The organism is Saccharothrix violaceirubra (assembly GCF_014203755.1).
Taxonomy (GTDB): Bacteria; Actinomycetota; Actinomycetes; order Mycobacteriales; family Pseudonocardiaceae; genus Actinosynnema; species Actinosynnema violaceirubrum.
The window spans coordinates 7,094,515-7,113,778 of the sequence record NZ_JACHJS010000001.1 but is presented as its reverse complement, the minus strand read 5'-3'; the positions used below and the strand labels follow the sequence as shown (position 1 = coordinate 7,113,778).

Genomic DNA, 19,264 nt, shown 5'->3' with positions numbered 1-19,264 from the left:
CGTAACCTCGGTCGCGTGAGCGGCGGCCCGATCCAGAACACCTCGCTGACGCCCGGCGGGGTGATCGGCGACGGCCGATACCGCCTGCTGGCCCGTTCGGGAGTCGACCACCGGTGCGCCGCCGAACTGTGGCGGGGCCGCGACGGCCAACTCAACCGCGACGTGGCCCTGACCGTGATGGTCGGGCACCCCGGCGAACAGCAGCAGTTGGCACGCGCCAAGCGGGTCGCGGAGCGGGCGATGCACTCGTCGTCGTTCACGCACCCCGGCGTGGCGCGGGTGATCGACGTGCTGACGCCGGGTTCGGGAATCCGCTGGGACGAGGGCATCCTGGCGATGGTCGTGGCCGAGTGGACGCAGGGCACGGACCTCGCCGACCTGCTCACCGACGGCCCGCTGCCCGCCGGCGCGGCATCACGCCTGCTGGAGCCGCTGGGCGCCGCGATCGAGGGCGCCCACCACGCGGGCCTGGTGCTGGGAGCCGACCACCCGCACCGCATCCGGGTCGCCTCGGACGGCAGGCTGCGACTGGCCTTCCCCGGCCCCCGCCCCGACGCGATCGCCCGCGACGACGTCAAAGGCCTGGGCGCCGTCCTCTACCTGCTGCTCACCGGCAAGTGGGCCCTGCCCGGCGGCCCACCCGAAGTCCCGGTCGCCCCGACCGCCCCGGACGGCAAGGTCGTCGCGCCCAGCGCGTTGCAGCCTTACGTCCCGCACGAACTGTCGTCGGTGGCAGTGCGTTCGCTGGAGGACACCAGCGTCGGCGGAATCCGCACCAGCGCCGCGATCCTCCAGGTCCTCGACCGCATGTCCGCGTCCGAAGCGCAGACGGCCCTGCTGTCCCCGGTGCCGGGGGAGTCCGACGACGGCGCGGTGTGGACCACCGAACGCCCGAAGGCGGGCCGGGAGCACCGACGCAAACTGCTGATCAGCGTCGCGGTCCTGGCGATCGCGACTTTGGCCGTGGTCGTGTGGCTCGGCATCCAGATCGTCGGTTTCTTCAGCGACGACGGCGGCCCCGGCGGCGGCCCGACGGTCGTCGTCGGCCAGTCGAACGCACCCGGCGACAGCGCGGCCCCCGCACCCCCAGCCCCGGCGGGCCCGGTGCAGGCGGCGTCGGTCGGCGTCTACGACGTGACGAACCAGCCGGACAACGCCAACCGGGCCAACAGGGCGGTGGACAACAACCCGACCACCGTGTGGCAGACCGACAACTACTACCAACCGTTCCCCGCGCTGAAGCCGGGAATCGGCCTGATGGCAGGCTTCGCCGAGCCGGTGAAGCTCGCGTCGATCACCATCACGTCCCCCAGCGCCGGCACGGTCGTGGAGATCAGAACGGCATCAGCCGACGGCGTCCCCTTGCAAGAGACCAAGGTGATCGCCACAGCCACCCTCTCCGCCGGCCCCACCCAGATCCAACTGAACGCCCACGAGCCCACCCAGCACGTGCTGATCTGGATCACCAAACTGGCCGGCAGCGGTCGCGACAACAAGACCGAGATCGCGGAACTCGTCTACACCCGCGCCAAGTAGCCACCGGCCCGGACCGATCACCCCGCCAGACCCCTGGCAGCACGGCAGGCACCCCGCCACCTGCCCGCGCTGATTCCCATGCGGAGCAGGCTGGACCAGGGCACGCCCCCAAGGGAGGCGGGGGCATGAGTACCCCCGAAACAAAGTGAAAAGTTTCCGCGAATCACCGCGAAAACCATCGCCGACCTGGGCATGAAGGCCCAGATCGCCCCACCCCCAAGTACCGGCGTCCGGGACATAAGGGCTGGACGAGAGCCAAGGACAAGGGCCGATACCCTCTTCGTGTGACCGCCGCAGCCAGCTCGGACGCAGACCTCATCGCGGCGCACGCCGCAGGCGACCCGCACGCCTTCTCCGAGCTGGTCAAACGCCACCGGGACCGGATGTGGGCGGTGGCGTTGCGAACGCTGCGCGATCCCGAGGAAGCGGCGGACGCGTTGCAGGAGGCGTTCATCTCCGCGTTCCGCGCCGCAGCCGGTTTCCGGGCGGAATCGCAGGTCACGACGTGGTTGCACCGAATAGTCGTGAACGCCTGCCTGGATCGGATGCGGCGGCGACAGACACGGCCGACTGTTCCGCTGCCCGAAGCCGGCCCCGGCGAGCCGGTTGCTCCGCGTGACGCGATGGCCGAGCGCGAGACCCGGTTGGTCGTCCAGGCCGCCCTGAACGAGTTGCCCGAGGAGCAGCGCGCACCGATCGTGCTGGTCGATGTCGAGGGCTATTCCGTGGCCGAGACCGCCCAGCTCCTGGGCATCGCCGAGGGCACCGTGAAGTCACGGTGCGCACGCGGTCGCGCCAAGCTGGCCAAAGTTCTCGGACACCTCCGGAACCAGAGTGCAAGTGCGAACGTCCCAGTCCACGATGTGCAGGTGCAACAGGGACGTCAGTTGGAGGAACGATGACCGGCAATGTGCGGCACTTCGGGCCGCCGTGGTCCGTCGATCTGCTCGCTGACTTCCACGCCGGTGTCCTCGATCCGGCGACCGAGGCAGAGTTGCGGCCCATCGTGGACAACGACCCCGAGGCCAGGGAGATACTCGCCGCACTCGACGCGACGCTGGCGGACCTGAAGGATCTTCCGGTCATCCCGATCCCGGCGCACGTTGCCGGGCGGATCGACGCCGCGCTCGCCGCCGAGGCTGCCGAGGCCGCGCGGTACCGGGCACCGGTCGTCGACCTCGCCGCGCGCAGATCGAGGAAGAAGGCGTTGGGCTGGGGTTCCGGCGTCCTGGTCGCGGCGGCTGCCGCGGTCGGTGCGTTCGTGCTGACGACGCCCGGCAGCACCCCGACGAACGACGGCGTGGCGCTGCCGACGACAAGGGCACCCATGACGGTCCCGGGGAAGCTCACCGACAAGCCGTCCGACAGCGCGCCGCTCGCGGTGAAGGGCAACAACTTCGGACCGGTGTTCGGCGACGTGCTCAAGGCGCAGAACTACGGCCCGTTGGAGAACCAGGACACCCTCGCCGGGTGCCTGCGCGGCGCGGACGTCCCCGGTGGCGACCCGATCGGCGTCAGTCCCATCACGCTCGACGGCAAGTCGGCCGTGATGGCGATCCTGCCCGGTGGCACAGGTCAGCCCGGCCAGTACCGGATCGTGGTCCTGGACCCGACGACGTGCGGGCCCGACAACCCGAACGGGGTGCTTGCGAACAGCAAGTTCCCGTCCTGACGTACGCGCCGTAGTCCACCTCACCCCGTCGTGCCGGAATCACTGACGCCTACCATCGGTTGAGCACAGTGCGGGCCGGGAACTCCGGGCCCGCCGCCGACTGACGGAGGTCCAGAGGTGTCGGACGTACGGAACCTGATCGTCGTGGGATCGGGCCCCGCCGGGTACACGGCGGGGGTCTACGCCGCGCGCGCCCAGCTGGAGCCGCTCGTGTTCGAGGGTTCGCAGTACGGCGGCGCGCTGATGACCACGACCGAGGTCGAGAACTACCCGGGTTTCCGCGACGGCATCATGGGACCCGACCTCATGGAGCAGATGCGCGAGCAGGCCAAGCGGTTCGGCGCGGAGCTGCGCGCGGAGGACGTCGACAAGCTGGAGCTGGAGGGTGACGTCAAGTACGTCACCGCCAACGGCGTCCGGTACGCGGCGCGCGCGGTCGTGCTGGCCATGGGCGCGGCGGCCCGCTACCTGAACGTGCCCGGCGAGCAGCGGCTGCTCGGCCACGGCGTGTCGGCGTGTGCCACGTGCGACGGCTTCTTCTTCCGCGACCAGGACATCGCGGTGGTCGGCGGCGGCGACTCGGCGATGGAGGAGGCCACGTTCCTCACCCGCTTCGCCCGGTCGGTCACGATCATCCACCGGCGTGAGGAGTTCCGGGCTTCCAAGATCATGCTCGAACGCGCCCGCGCGAACGAGAAGATCCACTGGCTGCTGAACGTCGAGGTCACGGAGGTGCTCGGCGAAGACTCCGTGTCCGGGATCAAGGTCCGCGACACGCGCACGGGCGAGGAGTCCGAGCACGCGTTCACCGGTTTCTTCCTGGCGATCGGCCACGACCCGCGCAGCGAGCTGGTCCGGGGCCAGGTCGACGTGGACGACGAGGGTTACGTGCGGGTGGTCGGTCGGACCACGTACACGAACCTGGACGGCGTCTTCGCGGCCGGCGACCTCGTGGACCACACGTACCGGCAGGCGATCACCGCGTCCGGGTCCGGCTGCTCGGCCGCGATCGACGCGGAGCGCTGGCTGGCCGAGCACGACGCGTCCGAGGCCGAACACGTGGGTGCCGAGCCCGTCACCGCGGGCTGAGCGAAGTTTCGTTTCGAGAAGGAGTGCAGATGAGTGGCTCGACCGTGGTCGTGTCCGACAAGTCGTTCACCGATGACGTCCTGACCAGCGACAAGCCGGTCCTGGTCGACTTCTGGGCCACCTGGTGCGGCCCGTGCCGGATGGTCGCGCCGGTGCTGGAGGAGATCGCCGCCGAGCACTCCGACAAGATCACCATCGCGAAGCTGGACATCGACGCGAACCCCGAGATCGCGCGGGAGTACAAGATCATGTCCGTGCCGACCCTCATCCTGTTCCAGGGTGGGCGGAAGGTGAAGGAGATCCAGGGCGCGAAGCCGAAGGCCGTGCTGCTGAACGAGCTGGCCGACGTGCTCTGAGCACGAACGCGACCCGTGACCCGTCCGTCTCGCGGTAGACGGACGGGTCACGCTTTTGTGGGAACGCCGCCACCGCGTGTAGCCCTGCGTGGACCACCTCGGCGAGCAAGGCACAATGGGGCGTCGAGTACAGCGCCGGGGGACCGGCGCCTGAGTGAGCGAGGGGTGCATGCTGCTACTCCGCCGCGGGGCTTTCGGACCGGACGTCGCCGAGGTCAGGGCCACACTGACGAAGCTCGGGCTGCTGACCGATCCGCAGCCGTCGCAGGTGTTCGACCTGCCGGTCGAACAAGCGGTCCGAGCGTTCCAGCAGCAGCGCGGCCTCATCACCGACGGCATCGTCGGCCCGGCCACCTACCGCGCTCTGCGTGACGCCATGTACCGACTGGGCGACCGCCCGTTGGCGTACATGGTCTCGCAGCCGGTGACGGGCGACGACGTGTCCGCGTTGCAGGAACGCCTGCTCGAACTCGGCTACGACGCCGGCCGCGCGACGGGCGAGTTCGGCGCGCAGACCGAACAGGCACTGCGCAGCTTCCAGCGTGACTACGGTCTGATGGTCGACGGCATGTGCGGCCCGAACACGGTCCGCGCGCTGCGCCAGCTCCAGCCGAAGGTGCGCGGTGGTCGGCCGGTGTTCCTGCGCGAGCAGGAGAACGTCCGCCGGGCCGGGCCGCGCCTGAGCGGCAAACGCATCGTCATCGACCCCGGTCACGGCGGTGCCGACCGCGGCATCGTGGTCGACGGGATCGCCGAGTCCGAGGTCATGCTCGACCTCGCGAGGCTCCTCGAAGGCAAGATGGCCGCGACGGGCATGGAGGCCATGCTCACGCGCGGCCCCGACCACTGCCCCGACGAGCGGCAGCGCGCCGTGTTCGCCAACGAGGCGGGCGCGGACCTGATCCTGTCGCTGCACAGCGATGGCAACCGCTCGCCGCTGGCGTCGGGCCTGGCCAGCTTCCACTTCGGGACGGGCAACGGCACGTCGTCCACGGTCGGCGAGGCCCTGGCCGGGTTCATCCAGCGCGAGATCGTGGCGCGGACCGGCATGCGCGACTGCGGCACCCACCCGAAGTCGTGGGACATGCTCAGGATGACCAGGTGCACCGCGGTGCGCGTCGAGGTCGGCTACCTGACCAACCGGGAAGACCGCGAACGCCTGGCCGACCCGTCGTTCAGGGATGTCGTGGCCGAGGGCATCCTCGTCGCCGTCAAACGCCTGTACCTGCTGGGCAAGGACGACCAGCCCACGGGCACGTTCACGCTCAGCGACCTCGTCCGCCACGAGTTGACCACCGGACAGGCACGCTAAGAGCGCCTCAAGTGTCAGTAGCCGTTCATTTTCGTCCATACTTGACGAAAATGGGGCTCTGACGACGGAGGAGGTGTCGCCATGCTCATCCGGTTCGAGGTGGCGAACTTCCGCTCGATCCTGGACCCGGTCGAACTGTCCCTGGTGGCAGTCGACCGGGACCGCCCGGAGGCACGGCCGCAGCCGAACCTCAACGAGAGCCTCCTCCCGGTCGCGGCGATCTTCGGCCCGAACGCGTCCGGCAAGTCGAACGTCATCGCCGCCCTGGACTGGCTGATCACGGCCGTCGGCTCTTCGCTGCGCTACTGGGACGAGACGATCCCCGTCGAGCCATGCGCGTTCGACGATGCGACCGGGCAGCCGTCCGAGTTCGTCGTCGAGTCGATCATCGGGGGAGTCCGGTTCGCCTACGTCGTCACACTCGATCGGGAGAAGATCCACTACGAAGCGCTGTTCCACTACCCGGAGCGGAAGCGCCGCCGCATCTTCGAGCGGGAAGGCGAGGTGCTCAAGTTCCAGCGCGGTCTGGGTGCGCTGTCGGGCACACGGGAACTCCTCACTCCACGAACACTCGTGTTGTCCATCGCCCGACGCTTCGACGAGCCTCTCATCCGGGATTTCGTCCTCCAACTGACCCGGACCACGACGCTCGGGTTGGGACGTCGACACCCCAAAGCCGGCCGGATGTTGGAAGGATTCCTTCACCCGAGTGCCCAGATGAAACTGGACCTCGGCCCCGACCTCGATGACACCCCGGACCCGAGCCGCGACCAGGTGTTGGCGCTGCTCAGGATGGCCGATCTCGGCATCGACGACGTCGAGTTCGTGACCGGACCCCATGGCCGACGCATCCGACTGGTGCACCGCAGCATCGACCAGCGCATACCTTTCGAACTGGAGGACGAGTCCCAGGGAACCCGGACGTGGCTGCGTCTCATCGGCCCGGTCCTGAACGCACTCGGCAAGGGCACCGTGTTGTTGTTCGACGAGTTGGACGCGAGCCTCCACCCGACTCTGTCCGCGCAGCTCATCCGCCTGTTCCAGGACCCGACGACGAACCCCCGAAACGCTCAGTTGATCTTCACCTCCCACGACACCAGCCTGCTCAACCACCTCAACCGCGACGAGGTGTGGCTGACGGAGAAGACGGAAAAGGGCACCACCCGCCTCGGCGCGTTGGCCGAGTTCGCTGGTGAACGCGTGCGGAAGTCGCAGAACCTGGAGAACGCCTACCTCCACGGCCGTTTCGGCGCACTGCCGGACGTCGACCGCACCGAGGTACTCCGGGCGCTGGGGTTGATCGGCTGACCATGGCCCGCAGGACCACCATCGACCGGAACCTGCGCCGCAAGACCGCGACCAGGCCCGAACGCCGGACCATTGTCGTGTTCTGCGAAGGCGTCGCATCCGAACCCGACTACATCAACGGCCTCAAGCGCCTTCCGGAGGTGCGGAGCAACACGGCGATCAGCATCGAGATCGACCCGGAGTCCGGCGTCCCGGACCCGTTGAAGCTGGTCCGACTCGCGATCGCCAGAGCGGAGGACGACGAGGTCGACGAGTGCTGGTGCGTGTTCGACGTCGAGTGGCCGCAGCACCACGCCAACCTCGCATCGGCGGTCGACCTGGCCGAACGAAACAACATCCGCCTCGCGATCTCGAACCCGTGTTTCGAACTCTGGTTGGCCCTGCACTTCAAAGACTGGGCGGCCCACCTGAACACGGCCGATGCCGAACGCCTCAGCCGAAAACTGGACGGCCGCCAGGGCAAGCACATCGACGCCGCGAAGTACCTGCCACTCAGACAGGAGGCGTCCCGCCGAGCGACGACGTTGGCCGCACGCCACCGTCGGGACGGGACGACATCGCCGCACGACAACCCGTCTTCGTCGATGGTCGACTTCCTGGCCACCGTCGAATCGCCGCCGACTGCGCGTTGACCACCGGTCAAGCCCGCTGACCAGGTGATCCGATAGGGCGGATTTTCCAGCCAAGCAAGGAAATCCGCCCCTTCGGGCGACTACGTTCCCACGCCATGCGAACCGAGCGTGGTACCACGATCCGAAGCCGCGAACTGGGCGAGGAACTCCGCCTCGCCCGCAAGCGAATCCAGCTCAGGGCCGAGAAGCTCTCGCAATCCCTGGGTTGGTCGGCGGGCAAGATCAGTCGGCTGGAACACGGTTCGCGGGGCACGAGCGACTTCGACCTCGGGGCGCTTCTGGGACGGCTCGAAGCCGACCCGACCACTCGCGATCGGATTCGACGGCTGGCAGAAGAGCCGGACATCGGCTACTTCCTGCGGACTCATGACGGCCGCATCGCCGATAGTCTGACCTGCCTGACCATCCACGAGCAGGCCGCTTCAGGCATCTACAAGTACGAACCGATGTTGATTTCCGGCCTGCTCCAGACCGAGCGCTATGCCCGCGCGGTGATCGACCCGGATGGCAAATTCGATCCGGAGGACCGCGCCATGATGGTCGGCGCGCGGATGAACCGGCAGTCGATCCTCTCCTCGACCACTACCACGATCTTCATCCATGAAACCGCCCTGCGAACCAGCATCGGCGGGCACGAGGTCATGCACGACCAACTGCTTCGGCTGGTCTTCATGTGCGGCTGGAATGGCCTCACCATCCGGGTGATTCCGCTGGCGGCTCCCGGCGAACTCGTTGCGCCAGGTCATCCCGCGCTTCGTCACGGGCACACGCTGCTGACCTTCCCCAGGGTGCTGAGTCCGGTCGCCTACACCGAGACCGATTTCGCTACCGTGTTCAGCGAGGAGTCGAACTCGATCGAGAGGTACCGACTCAAGCACCGGACCCTGGACTCGCTCGCGCTCAGCGTCGAACAGTCCCAAGCGGTGATCGCCTACTGGGCGAACGTCTACGACCGCCGGGAGGAACCCCAGGATGAACGCTTTGACCTGGCGTAAGAGCAGCCACAGCGGCGAAGAGTGGTCAGATTGCGTCGAAGTCGCTTGGCAGCGGAGCAGTCACAGCGGTGAGGGAGGTTCCACCTGTGTCGAGGTGGCCGCAACGACGCCCGGCATCCTGGTGCGCGACTCGAAGAACCCGGCCGGGGCGGTGATCGCTTTCCCACCTGGCAAGTGGCGGGCCTTCCTCGCCGACCAGCGCTGACCTGCGGTGGGGCTGACCACACTCGGCGCGGTGATCGCCCTCCTGCATGCCGTTCTGGACAAGTCCCAAGAGATCCGTTCCGCGCTGGCACAAGCCGCTGACCTGCTCGCCGACGCGATCGACCTCCTGGCCTCGGCGCTCACCGGCACAGCCGATCCCGACGGCATCCAGTGCGAAGTCACTCTGTCCGAGGTCCGACAGCGAGCCGAGCAACTCTCCATCCGCCTGACGGCCGCCGACGAGCGGCTCACCGCCTACCTCGCCGCCATCGGTGGTTCCTCCAGAACCCCGACCGGCCGGATCGACGAGTTCCGGCGTGACTTGCCACCGCCGTTCGTCCAGGGAAGGGGCCGAAAGACTCACGGCCGACTCATACAGGCCGACGGCACAGTCGAGTCGGTGGTCAGTGGTCGCGACGAGTCGACACCGCAGGTCGACCAGGTACTCACCGCGTTGGGAGGCTGTCCTCGGGTGCCGGTCACGACGGCCGTCGACGTCGAACTGAAAGTCGCGGTCCGGATGCGCAGCGCGGGCACGTCCGATCCCTCGATGCGCCACCTGACGCTCGTGCTGAACAATCGCCCCTGCAAGGGACGTCTGGGCTGCGAAACCCTCGTGCCGATCGTGTTGCCACCGGGTTATTCGCTCACCGTGCACGCCCCGGCTATCGCAAGACGTTCACCGGAGGAGCCCGACCGTGGTGGAGCTAGAAGCTTGGTACGACGTGGAGGCCGACGACCCGGCCATCCTCACCACTGCCGCCGAGGTCGACGCGCTGCTCGACCGGATGGTCTCGGACAGTCTGGCGTTCGACGTCCCGCCGCTTGTCGAGTTGTCCTTCGCCGATGTCGTCGCCTACGTCGGCGTCGATGCGAAGCGTCAGCGTGGGTTCATCACGTACAACGACACGATCAGCGCCACCGACGATCCGGATTCCACGCCTGTCGAGTACGACTACATGGGCAATGTCCGGGAAATCCCCGCCTACGCGGAAATCCCGTTGTCCGACGTCCGGACCGCGACCCTGGACCTGCTCACCGGTCGGCCGTCCGAGGCGATCACCTGGCGAACGGTGTAGGTCAGGCCGGACGGAAGCTCGGCTCGGCCGTGGAGATCGTGACGGTGTTGAGCAGCTGCTCCAACGCCGCCTCCACGTCTTCCTTCCACGACGACGCGCTGCGCAGCTCCAGCCTCAGCCGCGGCCAGCGGGGGTGGGGCCGAACGGTCTTGAAGCCGACTTGCAGCAGGAAGTCGGCGGGGATGACGCAGGACGGCTTCTCGTCGTCCGGTTGGTTGTCGCCGAACGCCTCGACGGCCTTGACGCCACGTCGGGTCAGGTCCTTGGCCACGGCCTGCACCAGGACCCTCGCCAAGCCTCCGCCGCGGAACTCGGGGAGGACGTCGAGGGAAGTCAGCAGCACCGCGTCCGGTGAGACGGGGGAGGTCGGGAACGCCAGCGACCTGGGCACGGCGGCCGGAGGTGCGTAGAAGACCGAGCCGGCGGGGATGCCGTCGCAGTAGATCAGCCTGCCGCACGAGCCCCATTCGAGGAGGACGTTGGAGACCCAGGCTTCCTTCTCGAACTCGGTGTCGCCGTACTCCTCGGCCTGTTCCTTCAGGTGGGGTGCGAGTTCCCAGAAGACGCACGTGCGGCTGTGCTTGGACAGGTGCTCCAGGTTGTCCAGAGTGACGCCCACAACGCGTCGCGACACCCCGACCTCCCGATAACCCCCGTGAAAAACCCCACTCGAAGGATAGGTGCCCCTGCCCCCGGTCGGGAAGGCGGATGCCCCGAACGGGACGGCGGTTACACTTACCAGGGAACAAACCCGCACTCAGGTCGGAGTTCCCGTGAATCTTCCCGAACAGTCGCCCACTCCGGGCGCCAGAAGCCTCGATCCCCATCTGCGCAGGTACGCGGCGCGGACGGCAGGCATGACGGCATCGGAGATCCGGGCACTGTTCGCGGTGGCGAGCCGGCCCGAGGTGGTGTCCCTCGCGGGTGGGATGCCGCACCTCGCGGCACTTCCGATGGACTCGCTCAGCGGTGAGATCGGCGATCTGATCGCTCAGGACGGACTGGTCGCCCTCCAGTACGGCTCGGCGCACGGCGTTCCCACGTTGCGTGAGCAGATCTGCGAGGTCATGGCCCTCGAAGGCATCCACGGCCACCCGGACGACGTCGTCGTGACCGTGGGTTCCCAGATGGGCCTGGACATGGTCACGCGGATCTTCTGCGACCCGGGCGACGTCGTCCTGGCCGAGGGCCCCTCGTACGTAGGTGCGCTCGGCTCGTTCGCCGCCTACCAGGCCGAGGTCGTGCACGTCGGCATGGACGCCGACGGGCTCGTGCCGGAAAACCTGCGGCAAGCGATTGCGGCCGTGGAATCTTCGGGTCGACGGATCAAATTCCTCTACACCATCCCGAACTTCCACAACCCGGCCGGCGTGACGCTCGCGGTGAACCGCCGTGCCGAGGTGTTGGAGATCTGCCGCCGCCACAACATCCTCGTGGTCGAGGACAACCCGTACGGGCTGCTCGGGTTCGACGGTGTCACGTACCCGGCGCTGCGCTCGACCGACCCGGACAACGTGGTGTACCTGGGGTCGTTCTCGAAGACGTTCGCGGCCGGTCTGCGGGTCGGCTGGGTGCTCGCGCCGCACGCCGTGCGCGAGAAGCTCGTGCTGGCCGCCGAGTCCGCCACGCTCTGCCCGCCGACGCTCAACCAGTTGATCGTGTCCCGCTACCTGGCGAAACACGACTGGAAGGGCCAGATCAAGGTCTACCGCGAGGCGTACCGCGACCGTCGGGACGCCGCGATCTCGGCTCTCGAACAGCACATGCCGCTTGGTTCCACGTGGAACAAGCCCAACGGCGGGTTCTACGTCTGGCTCACGCTGCCCGAAGGCATCGACACCAAGGCCATGCTTCCGCGTGCCGTCACGCAGCGCGTCGCCTACGCGTCGGGCACCGGCTTCTACGCCGACGGGCTCGGCAGCCGCCAGCTCCGCATCTCGTACTGCTACCCGACGCCCGAGCGCATCCGTGAGGGCGTGCGGCGGCTCGCGAATGTCATCAAGGACGAGATGGAGCTGCACGAGACCTTCGGCGCGACCAGTGGTCGCGCCGTCACCGGGCCGCAGACACCCGCGCCCGACACCGCCTGATCAGGAGTAGTGAGTTGACCAACCGCTGGGTCGCCGTGCTGTCCGGGGGACTGTCGCACGAGCGGGAGGTGTCGTTGCGCTCCGGCCGCCGCCTGTCGGCCGCCCTGCGCTCGACCGGCCTGGTCGTGGAGGAGTGGGACGCCGACGCCCAGCTCCTCACCCGCCTCAAGGAGCACCGGCCGGACGCCGTGGTGGTCGCGTTGCACGGCGGCGAGGGCGAGAACGGCGCGGTCCAGGCCGTGCTCGAACTCGCCGGCGTGCCGTTCGTCGGCACGGACTCGCACGCGTGCCGCCGGGCGTACGACAAGCCGACCGCGAAGTCCGAGCTGGCACGCGTCGGGCTGGCGACCCCGGAGTGGGCAGTCCTGCCGCACGCCACGTTCCGCGAGCTGGGCGCGAAGCCCGTGCTGGACGCCCTGGTCGCCAAGCTGGGTCTGCCGTTGATGCTCAAGCCCGACCAGGGCGGCAGCGCGCTCGGTGCCCAGGTCGTGCGGGACGCGGCCGACCTGCCGGCGGCGATGGTCGGCTGCCTGGCGTACGGCGACACGGTCCTGGCCGAGCGGTACGTCGAGGGCGTCGAGGTCGCGGTCACGGTCGTCGACGGTCCGGACGGCCCGTACGCGCTGCCGGCCGTGGAGATCGTGCCGGAGAACGGCGTCTACGACTACACGGCCCGCTACACGGCCGGTCTCACCGTCTTCCACGCGCCCGCGCGCCTGGACGAGAAGGCCGCGCGGGCGGTCGGCGAGCTGGCCGTGAACGCACACAAGCTGCTGGGGCTGCGGGACGTGTCGCGCACGGACGCGATCGTCTCGGCGGACGGCACGGTGTGGTTCCTGGAGGTCACCGTCTCGCCCGGCCTGACCGAGACGTCGCTGGTGCCGATGGCGGCCGAGGCGGCGGGCCAGTCGTTGGGCGAGATCTACGCGGGCCTGGTCGAGAGGGCCGTCACGCGTTCTGCCGCACGCGGCTGACCAGCAACAACGGCGTCAGCAGGAGCAGGACCCCGGCAATCAGCAACGAGAGCCGGGGTCCTCCCACCCCGGCGATCACGCCCCACAGCGCGGTCAACACCGCGATCGAGATCTTGCTGCCGACCGACCACGTGCTCAACACGCGCGCCACCAGGCCGTCGGGGGTCCGCTCCTGCCGCCGCGTGGCGAGGATCGGGTTGTGGACGCCCATGCACGTGATCAACCCGAACTCGACGACCATCACGAACACCAGCCCGACGATCCCCGGCCCGACGAAAGCCAGGGCGAGCGGCCAGCACGCCCGCAGCACCCCGAACAAGCGCAGCACGCGGTCGGCGCCGTGCCGGGCGACCAGCCGCCGCGACCACCGTGAGCCGACCAGACCGCCCAGGCACGGCACGGCGAACGCCAGCCCGTACTGCAACGGCGTGAACCCCAGGTCGCCGAGCATGAGCACGGCCAGCGGCGGCGCCGTGGCCATGATCAGCGCGTTGACCGCGATCTGGTTGAGGAACAACGGCTTCAGCTCCGGATCACCCATGATGTGCCGCAGGCCGTCCAACAGATCGCTCCACGCCGGCCGGGTCCGGGGGAGCGAGGGACGGGGTTCGCGGGCCTTGATCGCCCGCAGGCCCAGGGCCGACAGCAGGTAGGTCCCCGCGTCCAGGACCACGGTCGTGATCGGCCCGAACGCCCCGATCAGGGCACCGCCCAGCGGCGGTCCGAGCGCGGTCGCGGTCCACATCGTCGATTCGAACCGCCCGTTGGCCACGAGCAGGTCCTCGGGCTTCACCAGCCATTTCACGTATGCGCCGCTCGCTGCCACGAAGGCGATGTCGGCCGCCGCGACCACGACCGAGACGATCAACAACTGGGTGAAGCCCAGGAGCCCGAACGCGAACGCCGCGGCCACGCTCAGCAGGGCCGCACACCGCAGGAGGTCCGTCCCGATCATCACCGACCGCTTGCGCCGGTGCTCGATCCACGGGCCCAGCGGCAACGCCAGCACCGCGCCCGCCGCCGTGCCCACCGCGGCCAACAACGACACCTGCACGGGTCCCGCGTGCAGCACGAGGATCGCGATCAAGGTGAACGCGTCGAACGCCAGCCACGTCCCGAACGTGCTCACCGCGTAGGAGGCCCACAGCCAACCGAACCTGGTCACGCCGCAGAGCAAACCCGGAGCCGGACGGCCGCCGCAAACAACCGCGCGCTCGGCGTGCCACAACCGGGAGTTGGGGGACTAGGGTCGGTCGCCGTGGATCTCGACGGCGTGCGGACCTTCGTCGCGGTGGTCGACGGCGGCCGGTTCCAGGAGGCCGCCGACGAGTTGTCGATCTCCCAGCAGGCGGTGTCGAAGCGGGTCGCCGCGTTGGAGCGCACGCTCGGAGTCCGGCTGTTCACCCGCACGCCCCGGGGCGCGGTGCTGACCGCGGACGGGCTGGCGTTCCTTCCGCACGCCCGGGACCTGGTGGCCGCCGTGGCGCGGGCGTGGGGCGCGGTGCGTCCGGTCCGGGCGTTGCGGGTGGATGTGATCGGCACGCGGCTCGCGCCGGCGGCGCTCGTCCGGGAGTTCCACCGGGCGCACCCGTCGGTGGCGTTGGACGTCGTGACGCACTTCGACCTCGACGCGGCGGTGGCCGCCCTGCGGTCCGGTTCGGTGGACGCGTCGGTGCGGGCGGCGGATCGGCTGCCGGATGGGATCGAGGCGGTGCGGGTGTTCGATGAGCCGATCCAGTTGCTGGTCGGTCCGGGGCACCCGTTGGCGGACGAGCCGTGGGTGCGGCCGGCCGATCTGGCCGGGCACCGGTTGTGGATGCCGGGTCTGGTGGCGGGCACGGAGTGGGCCGCGTTCTACGACGCGTTCGCCGCGGAGTTCGGCGTGACGATCGAGTCGGCCGGTCCGCACTTCGGCATCGAGACGCTGTCGGTGGCGCTCGCGGCGCGGCCGGGCACGGCGACGTTGGTGGGGGAGTGGACCCGGATCGACGATCGGGGGTTGCGTCGGATCGCGCTCCGCGAGCCGACGCCGGTCTACCCGCACTCGCTGCTGTGGCACCGGGACAACCGGCACCCGGCACTGACGACGTTGCGCTCACACTTCATCAAGAGTGAGCACACATACCAAGTACTCCAAGCGACAAAGTGAGCACCCAGAGTATTCGTCACCGTTACGAAACGGCCTGGTGTAATCCCTAGTCCGCCTGACGTGTCCGAATTGTCGCATCCGGCGACATGAGGTGGATGATCCGTTCAAGATCGTCAACGGACCCGAATTCGACCACGATCCGACCCTTCCGCTGCCCGAGTTCGACCTTCACGCGGGTGTCGAAGCTGTCCGACAGCCGCTCGGCCAACTCCTGCAACCCCGGCGCCTGCATCGGCTTGCGCCGGACGGCCTTCGCCTTCGCGGGCTCGGCGCCCTTCGCCAGCGTCACGGCCTCCTCGGTCGCGCGGACCGACATGCCCTCGGCGACGATCTTCGTCGCCAACTCCTCCTGCGTCCCCGGGTCCTCCAGACCCAGCAACGCGCGCGCGTGACCGGCCGACAGCACGCCCGCCGCCACCCGCCGCTGCACGGGGAGGGGGAGCTTCAGGAGGCGGATCGTGTTCGTCACGACCGGACGGCTGCGGCCGATGCGGTCGGCGAGTTCCTCGTGGGTGACACCGAACTCCTGGAGCAGCTGCTGGTACGCCGCCGCCTCTTCCAACGGGTTGAGCTGGACGCGGTGGATGTTCTCCAGCAGCGCGTCCCGCAGCATCACGTCGTCGGCCGTGTGCCGGACGATCGCGGGGATCGTCTTCAACCCGGCGAGCTGGGTGGCACGCCAGCGGCGTTCACCCATCACCAGCTCGTACTTGTCGCCCCCGGTCTCCCGCACGACGATCGGCTGCATCAGGCCGAACTCGCGGATCGAGTGCTCCAGCTCGCGCAACGCCTCTTCGTCGAAGACCTGGCGCGGCTGCTTGGGGTTCGTGCGGATCGCGGTGACCGGCAGCTCCTGGTACACCGCGCCGGCCACCTCGCCGCCCTCGACGGCGGTGGACGTGGGCGCAGGGGCGTTCCTCGGCAGGACCCGGACCGGTGTCGGCGTGCCGGGCGGTGGGCCGCTGGGGATGAGTGCCGCGAGTCCCCGACCGAGGCCACCCTTGCGCTGTTCCGTCATGCCGACCCCATCTCCGCGCCGTACTCGGCGATCTCCCGTGCCGCGTCGAGGTAGCTCATCGCGCCCCGCGAACCGGGGTCGTAGGTGAGCACCGTCTGACCGAATCCTGGTGCCTCGGACACCTTCACGCTGCGGGGGATCACGGTCCGCAGGACCGTGTCGCCGAAGTGGCCGCGCACCTCGCTGGTCACCTGGTCGGCCAGCTTCGTACGGCCGTCGTACATGGTGAGCAGGATCGTGGAGACGTTCAGGTGCGGGTTCAGGTGCGCCTGGACCAGCTCGATGTTCCGCAGCAGCTGACCCAGACCCTCCAGGGCGTAGTACTCGCACTGGATCGGGATCAGCACTTCCTGGGCCGCGCACATCGCGTTGACGGTCAGCAGACCGAGCGACGGCGGGCAGTCGATGAACACGTAGTCGGGCTGGATCTCCTCCAACGCCTCCGCGCTCAGCGCCTCCTTCAGGCGCGACTCGCGGGCGACCATGGAGACGAGTTCGATCTCGGCGCCGGCGAGGTCGATCGTCGCGGGCACGCAGTAGAGGTTGGGGGACTGGTTGCTCACCTGCGCGGCCTCGGCGACGGACATCTCGCCGATCAGGACCTCGTACACCGAGGGCGTGCCGGACCGGTGTTCGACCGCGAGCGCGGTGCTCGCGTTGCCCTGCGGGTCGAGGTCGATCACGAGCACCTTGAGGCCGTGGATCGCCAACGCGGCGGCGAGGTTGACCGTCGTCGTGGTCTTGCCGACGCCGCCCTTCTGGTTCGCGACGGTGAAGACGCGACGGCGGGTGGGCTTGGGGAGGGAGGAGGTGTCGGGGTGCAGGACGCGCGTGGCACGTGCTGCTTCTTCCGCGATCGGGGTCCACACGGTGTTGTCTCCTGCGGGGTCCGCGGTGGGGTTCGATTCCTCGGTTTCACGTGAAACACGGCCGCGTTTCACGCTCACCGATCCTTCCTGCTGCGCTGCGCGCCGTCACGACGACTCGCGCGCTCGGCACGTTGAACAAGCACGACGGTGGTCGGCACGTCGAGGACGTCGCCGCCGACCGTCGTCACACGGATGTCGGTGCCGCCGATCTTGCGCACGGCCTCGGCATCGCGCTCCACCTCGTCCGCCGCGCTCTCACCCTTGAGCGCGACGAGTCGACCGCCGGGCCGCACGAGCGGCAGGCACCAACGGGCGAGCCGTTCCAACGGGGCGACCGCGCGGGCCGTCACGGCGTCCGCGTCGGCCAGTCGGCGTCGCACCGGGCCTTCTTCAGCCCGGCCGCGCACGACGGTCACGTTCAGGCCCAGCGTCTCCACGACCTCGGTCAGCCACGCGACCCGGCGTTCCATCGGTTCGAGCAACGTCAGGTCGAGGTCCGGACGCGCGATCGCCAGGGGGATGCCCGGCAGTCCCGCGCCCGAACCGACGTCGACCACGCGGCTGTTCTCCGGGAAGAGCACGGAGACGACCGCCGAGTTGAGCACGTGGCGGTCCCACAGCCGGTCGACCTCGCGCGGCCCGATGAGCCCCCGCTCGACGCCGTGCTCGGTCAGCATCGCGGTGAACGCGACCGCCCGATCGGCGTGGTCACCGAAGACCTCTTCGACGCGGGCTTCGAGATCTGCGGTCATGCGCTCCGTCGTTTCACGTGAAACCGGTGGGGGTTCGCGGAGACGTCCGCTGAACGGAACCACTATGACGGATCATCGGGCCGACACGCCAAATCGCGTGACCAGATCGTCGCTGTTTCACGTGAAACTCGGCGCGCGCCCATCAGCCGGACGCAGGCGGTGGAGTTCGAGGGCGACGTCCACAGACTCCACGTGGTCCTCGGGGATCTTGTCGAGCGGGAACCATGCCGCCTGGTCCGTCGACCCGCCGACCTCGAAGGTCAGCTCGCCACCTGTCACGTGCGCCTCGTAGAGGATGCGCAGTCGGTGGTAGTCGAGATCGACACCGTCGCGGTTGAGCGGACCGTGCAGGCTTTGGATGCCGAGCAGCGCGTCGACCGCCGCGCGGTAGCCGGTCTCCTCGAACACCTCGCGGACCACCGCGTCGTACGGGTCCTCGCCGTGGTCGACCCCGCCGCCGGGCAGGATCCACATCGGCTTGTCCGGCCCCAACCACCGCGACAGCAGGATGCGTCCCTCGTCGATGATCACGGCGTACGCGGCGACCCGCATCTTGCGGAGTTTGTCGGTCATCCTCGGACGGTTTCACGTGGAACACGACAGGGGAAGTCACATTCCACACCGCGGGTGAAACGACGAGTGCCCCGGTCCGATCCGGACCGGGGCACTCGTCACGTCGTCACGCTCAGGGCTTGGGCAGCACCACGACTCGCCGCTGCGGCTCCTCGCCCTCGCTCTCGCTGAACACGCCCGCCACGGCGGCGACCGCGTCGTGCACGACCTTGCGCTCGAACGGGGTCATCGGGTGCAGCCGCACCTTCTCCCCGGACGCCACCACCTTCTCGGCGGTCGACCGACCCAGCTCGGCCAGCTCGGCCCGACGCCCGGCACGCCACCCGGCGATGTCCAGCATGAGCCGGCTGCGCACGCCGGTCTCCTGCTGGACGGCCAGCCGGGTCAGCTCCTGGAGGGACTCCAGCACGCTGCCGCGCTGACCGACGAGCTTCTCCAGGTCCTCACCGCCGTCGATGCTCACGATCGCCCGACCGGCCTCGACGTCCAGGTCGATGTCACCGTCGTAATCGAGGAGGTCGAGCAACCGCTCCAGGTAGTCCCCGGCGATGTCGCCCTCCTGGACGAGCAGGTCCTCCGGATTCCCGGACCGGGCCTGGGCCTCATCGCCCTCGGCGTCGGCCGTGTCCGCCGCCTGCAACGTCTCCGACACGATG

General features: G+C 69.0%; 21 protein-coding genes and 1 pseudogene. 15 read left to right on the top strand and 7 right to left on the bottom strand.

Annotated features, from left to right (window positions below; translation table 11 throughout):
* Positions 1-15: 15 nt before the first annotated feature.
* The 12 genes and pseudogenes from F4559_RS33050 (at position 16) to F4559_RS32995 (ending at position 10,183) form a co-directional block, all read left to right on the top strand.
* A complete protein-coding gene (locus tag F4559_RS33050; protein ID WP_184674985.1) occupies positions 16-1,536 on the top strand; it encodes a protein kinase family protein in 1,521 nt (506 codons plus the stop codon).
* Between the two features lie 284 nt (positions 1,537-1,820).
* Complete coding sequence (sigM, locus tag F4559_RS33045) at positions 1,821-2,438, top strand: RNA polymerase sigma factor SigM (RefSeq protein WP_184674984.1); 618 nt, start codon at positions 1,821-1,823, stop codon at positions 2,436-2,438.
* Positions 2,435-3,208 (top strand): RsmA family anti-sigma factor, encoded by a 774-nt coding sequence (locus tag F4559_RS33040; protein WP_184674983.1) that lies wholly within the window; start codon positions 2,435-2,437, stop codon positions 3,206-3,208. Before sigM ends, F4559_RS33040 begins: the two co-directional genes overlap by 4 nt.
* Before the next feature lie 117 nt (positions 3,209-3,325).
* Positions 3,326-4,297, top strand: a complete 972-nt coding sequence (gene trxB / locus F4559_RS33035; protein WP_184674982.1) for a thioredoxin-disulfide reductase — start codon at positions 3,326-3,328, stop codon at positions 4,295-4,297.
* Positions 4,298-4,326: 29 nt separating this feature from the next.
* Positions 4,327-4,653: a thioredoxin gene (gene trxA / locus F4559_RS33030; RefSeq protein WP_184674981.1), complete on the top strand. Its 327-nt coding sequence runs from the start codon at positions 4,327-4,329 to the stop codon at positions 4,651-4,653.
* A 169-nt stretch (positions 4,654-4,822) separates the two neighbouring features.
* Positions 4,823-5,965: an N-acetylmuramoyl-L-alanine amidase gene (locus tag F4559_RS33025; RefSeq protein ID WP_184674980.1), complete on the top strand. Its 1,143-nt coding sequence runs from the start codon at positions 4,823-4,825 to the stop codon at positions 5,963-5,965.
* Between the two features lie 81 nt (positions 5,966-6,046).
* A complete protein-coding gene (locus F4559_RS33020) occupies positions 6,047-7,273 on the top strand; it encodes an AAA family ATPase (protein ID WP_184674979.1) in 1,227 nt (408 codons plus the stop codon).
* A gap of 2 nt (positions 7,274-7,275) precedes the next feature.
* Positions 7,276-7,905 (top strand): RloB family protein, encoded by a 630-nt coding sequence (locus F4559_RS33015; protein WP_184674978.1) that lies wholly within the window; start codon positions 7,276-7,278, stop codon positions 7,903-7,905.
* 95 nt (positions 7,906-8,000) lie between these two features.
* A complete protein-coding gene (locus tag F4559_RS33010) occupies positions 8,001-8,900 on the top strand; it encodes a helix-turn-helix domain-containing protein (RefSeq protein WP_184674977.1) in 900 nt (299 codons plus the stop codon).
* Positions 8,878-9,105 carry a DUF397 domain-containing protein gene (locus F4559_RS33005; RefSeq protein ID WP_184674976.1) on the top strand — a complete coding sequence of 76 codons (228 nt, stop codon included), beginning with the start codon at positions 8,878-8,880 and terminating at the stop codon, positions 9,103-9,105. The genes F4559_RS33010 and F4559_RS33005 overlap by 23 nt, the downstream gene beginning before the upstream one ends.
* A 6-nt stretch (positions 9,106-9,111) precedes the next feature.
* Positions 9,112-9,708 (top strand): annotated as a pseudogene (locus tag F4559_RS36870) (DddA-like double-stranded DNA deaminase toxin); the annotation flags it as partial.
* 94 nt (positions 9,709-9,802) lie between these two features.
* Complete coding sequence (locus tag F4559_RS32995) at positions 9,803-10,183, top strand: Imm1 family immunity protein (protein ID WP_184674975.1); 381 nt, start codon at positions 9,803-9,805, stop codon at positions 10,181-10,183.
* Between the two features lies 1 nt (position 10,184).
* Here the strand turns inward: F4559_RS32995 and F4559_RS32990 are convergent, their stop codons facing one another.
* Positions 10,185-10,817 (bottom strand): GNAT family N-acetyltransferase, encoded by a 633-nt coding sequence (locus tag F4559_RS32990; RefSeq protein WP_184674974.1) that lies wholly within the window; start codon positions 10,815-10,817, stop codon positions 10,185-10,187.
* A gap of 139 nt (positions 10,818-10,956) precedes the next feature.
* On the opposite strand from F4559_RS32990, the gene F4559_RS32985 reads away from it, so the two are divergent.
* Both F4559_RS32985 and F4559_RS32980 read left to right on the top strand, forming a co-directional pair.
* Complete coding sequence (locus F4559_RS32985; RefSeq protein WP_184674973.1) at positions 10,957-12,273, top strand: aminotransferase-like domain-containing protein; 1,317 nt, start codon at positions 10,957-10,959, stop codon at positions 12,271-12,273.
* 14 nt (positions 12,274-12,287) lie between these two features.
* The gene (locus F4559_RS32980) at positions 12,288-13,247 is read left to right on the top strand and encodes a D-alanine--D-alanine ligase family protein (RefSeq protein WP_184674972.1); all 960 of its coding nucleotides are present in this window, start codon (positions 12,288-12,290) and stop codon (positions 13,245-13,247) included.
* Here the strand turns inward: F4559_RS32980 and F4559_RS32975 are convergent.
* Positions 13,222-14,412 carry an MFS transporter gene (locus F4559_RS32975; protein WP_312865942.1) on the bottom strand — a complete coding sequence of 397 codons (1,191 nt, stop codon included), beginning with the start codon at positions 14,410-14,412 and terminating at the stop codon, positions 13,222-13,224. The two genes, F4559_RS32980 and F4559_RS32975, sit on opposite strands and share 26 nt — an antisense overlap.
* A gap of 93 nt (positions 14,413-14,505) precedes the next feature.
* Here F4559_RS32975 and F4559_RS32970 point away from each other — a divergent pair, with 93 nt between their 5' ends.
* A complete protein-coding gene (locus F4559_RS32970) occupies positions 14,506-15,396 on the top strand; it encodes a LysR family transcriptional regulator (protein ID WP_184674970.1) in 891 nt (296 codons plus the stop codon).
* Positions 15,397-15,442: 46 nt separating this feature from the next.
* On the opposite strand, the gene F4559_RS32965 is transcribed toward F4559_RS32970, so the two are convergent.
* From F4559_RS32965 to F4559_RS32945, 5 genes are all read right to left on the bottom strand, one after another.
* Entirely contained in the window at positions 15,443-16,414 is a 972-nt protein-coding gene (locus F4559_RS32965) for a ParB/RepB/Spo0J family partition protein (protein ID WP_184674969.1), read from the bottom strand.
* On the bottom strand, positions 16,411-17,283 hold the full coding sequence (locus tag F4559_RS32960) for a ParA family protein (RefSeq protein ID WP_312865941.1): 873 nt from the start codon (positions 17,281-17,283) through the stop codon (positions 16,411-16,413). The genes F4559_RS32965 and F4559_RS32960 overlap by 4 nt, the downstream gene beginning before the upstream one ends.
* 74 nt (positions 17,284-17,357) lie before the next feature.
* Positions 17,358-18,035 (bottom strand): 16S rRNA (guanine(527)-N(7))-methyltransferase RsmG, encoded by a 678-nt coding sequence (rsmG, locus tag F4559_RS32955; RefSeq protein WP_184674967.1) that lies wholly within the window; start codon positions 18,033-18,035, stop codon positions 17,358-17,360.
* 117 nt (positions 18,036-18,152) lie between these two features.
* Positions 18,153-18,608: an NUDIX hydrolase gene (locus tag F4559_RS32950; RefSeq protein ID WP_184674966.1), complete on the bottom strand. Its 456-nt coding sequence runs from the start codon at positions 18,606-18,608 to the stop codon at positions 18,153-18,155.
* Positions 18,609-18,720: 112 nt separating this feature from the next.
* Positions 18,721-19,260 (bottom strand): Jag family protein, encoded by a 540-nt coding sequence (locus F4559_RS32945; protein WP_184674965.1) that lies wholly within the window; start codon positions 19,258-19,260, stop codon positions 18,721-18,723.
* Between the last annotated feature and the right edge of the window lie 4 nt (positions 19,261-19,264).

What these genes read in the sequence shown, in the direction of transcription:
- rsmG (WP_184674967.1), bottom strand. Translation starts at nt 18,035, where the DNA reads ATGACCGCAGATCTCGAAGCCCGCGTCGAAGAGGTCTTCGGTGACCAC.
- F4559_RS33025 (WP_184674980.1), top strand. Translation starts at nt 4,823, where the DNA reads ATGCTGCTACTCCGCCGCGGGGCTTTCGGACCGGACGTCGCCGAGGTC.
- F4559_RS33010 (WP_184674977.1), top strand. Translation starts at nt 8,001, where the DNA reads ATGCGAACCGAGCGTGGTACCACGATCCGAAGCCGCGAACTGGGCGAG.
- F4559_RS32965 (WP_184674969.1), bottom strand. Translation starts at nt 16,414, where the DNA reads ATGACGGAACAGCGCAAGGGTGGCCTCGGTCGGGGACTCGCGGCACTC.
- F4559_RS33005 (WP_184674976.1), top strand. Translation starts at nt 8,878, where the DNA reads ATGAACGCTTTGACCTGGCGTAAGAGCAGCCACAGCGGCGAAGAGTGG.
- trxA (WP_184674981.1), top strand. Translation starts at nt 4,327, where the DNA reads ATGAGTGGCTCGACCGTGGTCGTGTCCGACAAGTCGTTCACCGATGAC.
- F4559_RS33015 (WP_184674978.1), top strand. Translation starts at nt 7,276, where the DNA reads ATGGCCCGCAGGACCACCATCGACCGGAACCTGCGCCGCAAGACCGCG.
- F4559_RS33040 (WP_184674983.1), top strand. Translation starts at nt 2,435, where the DNA reads ATGACCGGCAATGTGCGGCACTTCGGGCCGCCGTGGTCCGTCGATCTG.
- F4559_RS33020 (WP_184674979.1), top strand. Translation starts at nt 6,047, where the DNA reads ATGCTCATCCGGTTCGAGGTGGCGAACTTCCGCTCGATCCTGGACCCG.
- F4559_RS32950 (WP_184674966.1), bottom strand. Translation starts at nt 18,608, where the DNA reads ATGACCGACAAACTCCGCAAGATGCGGGTCGCCGCGTACGCCGTGATC.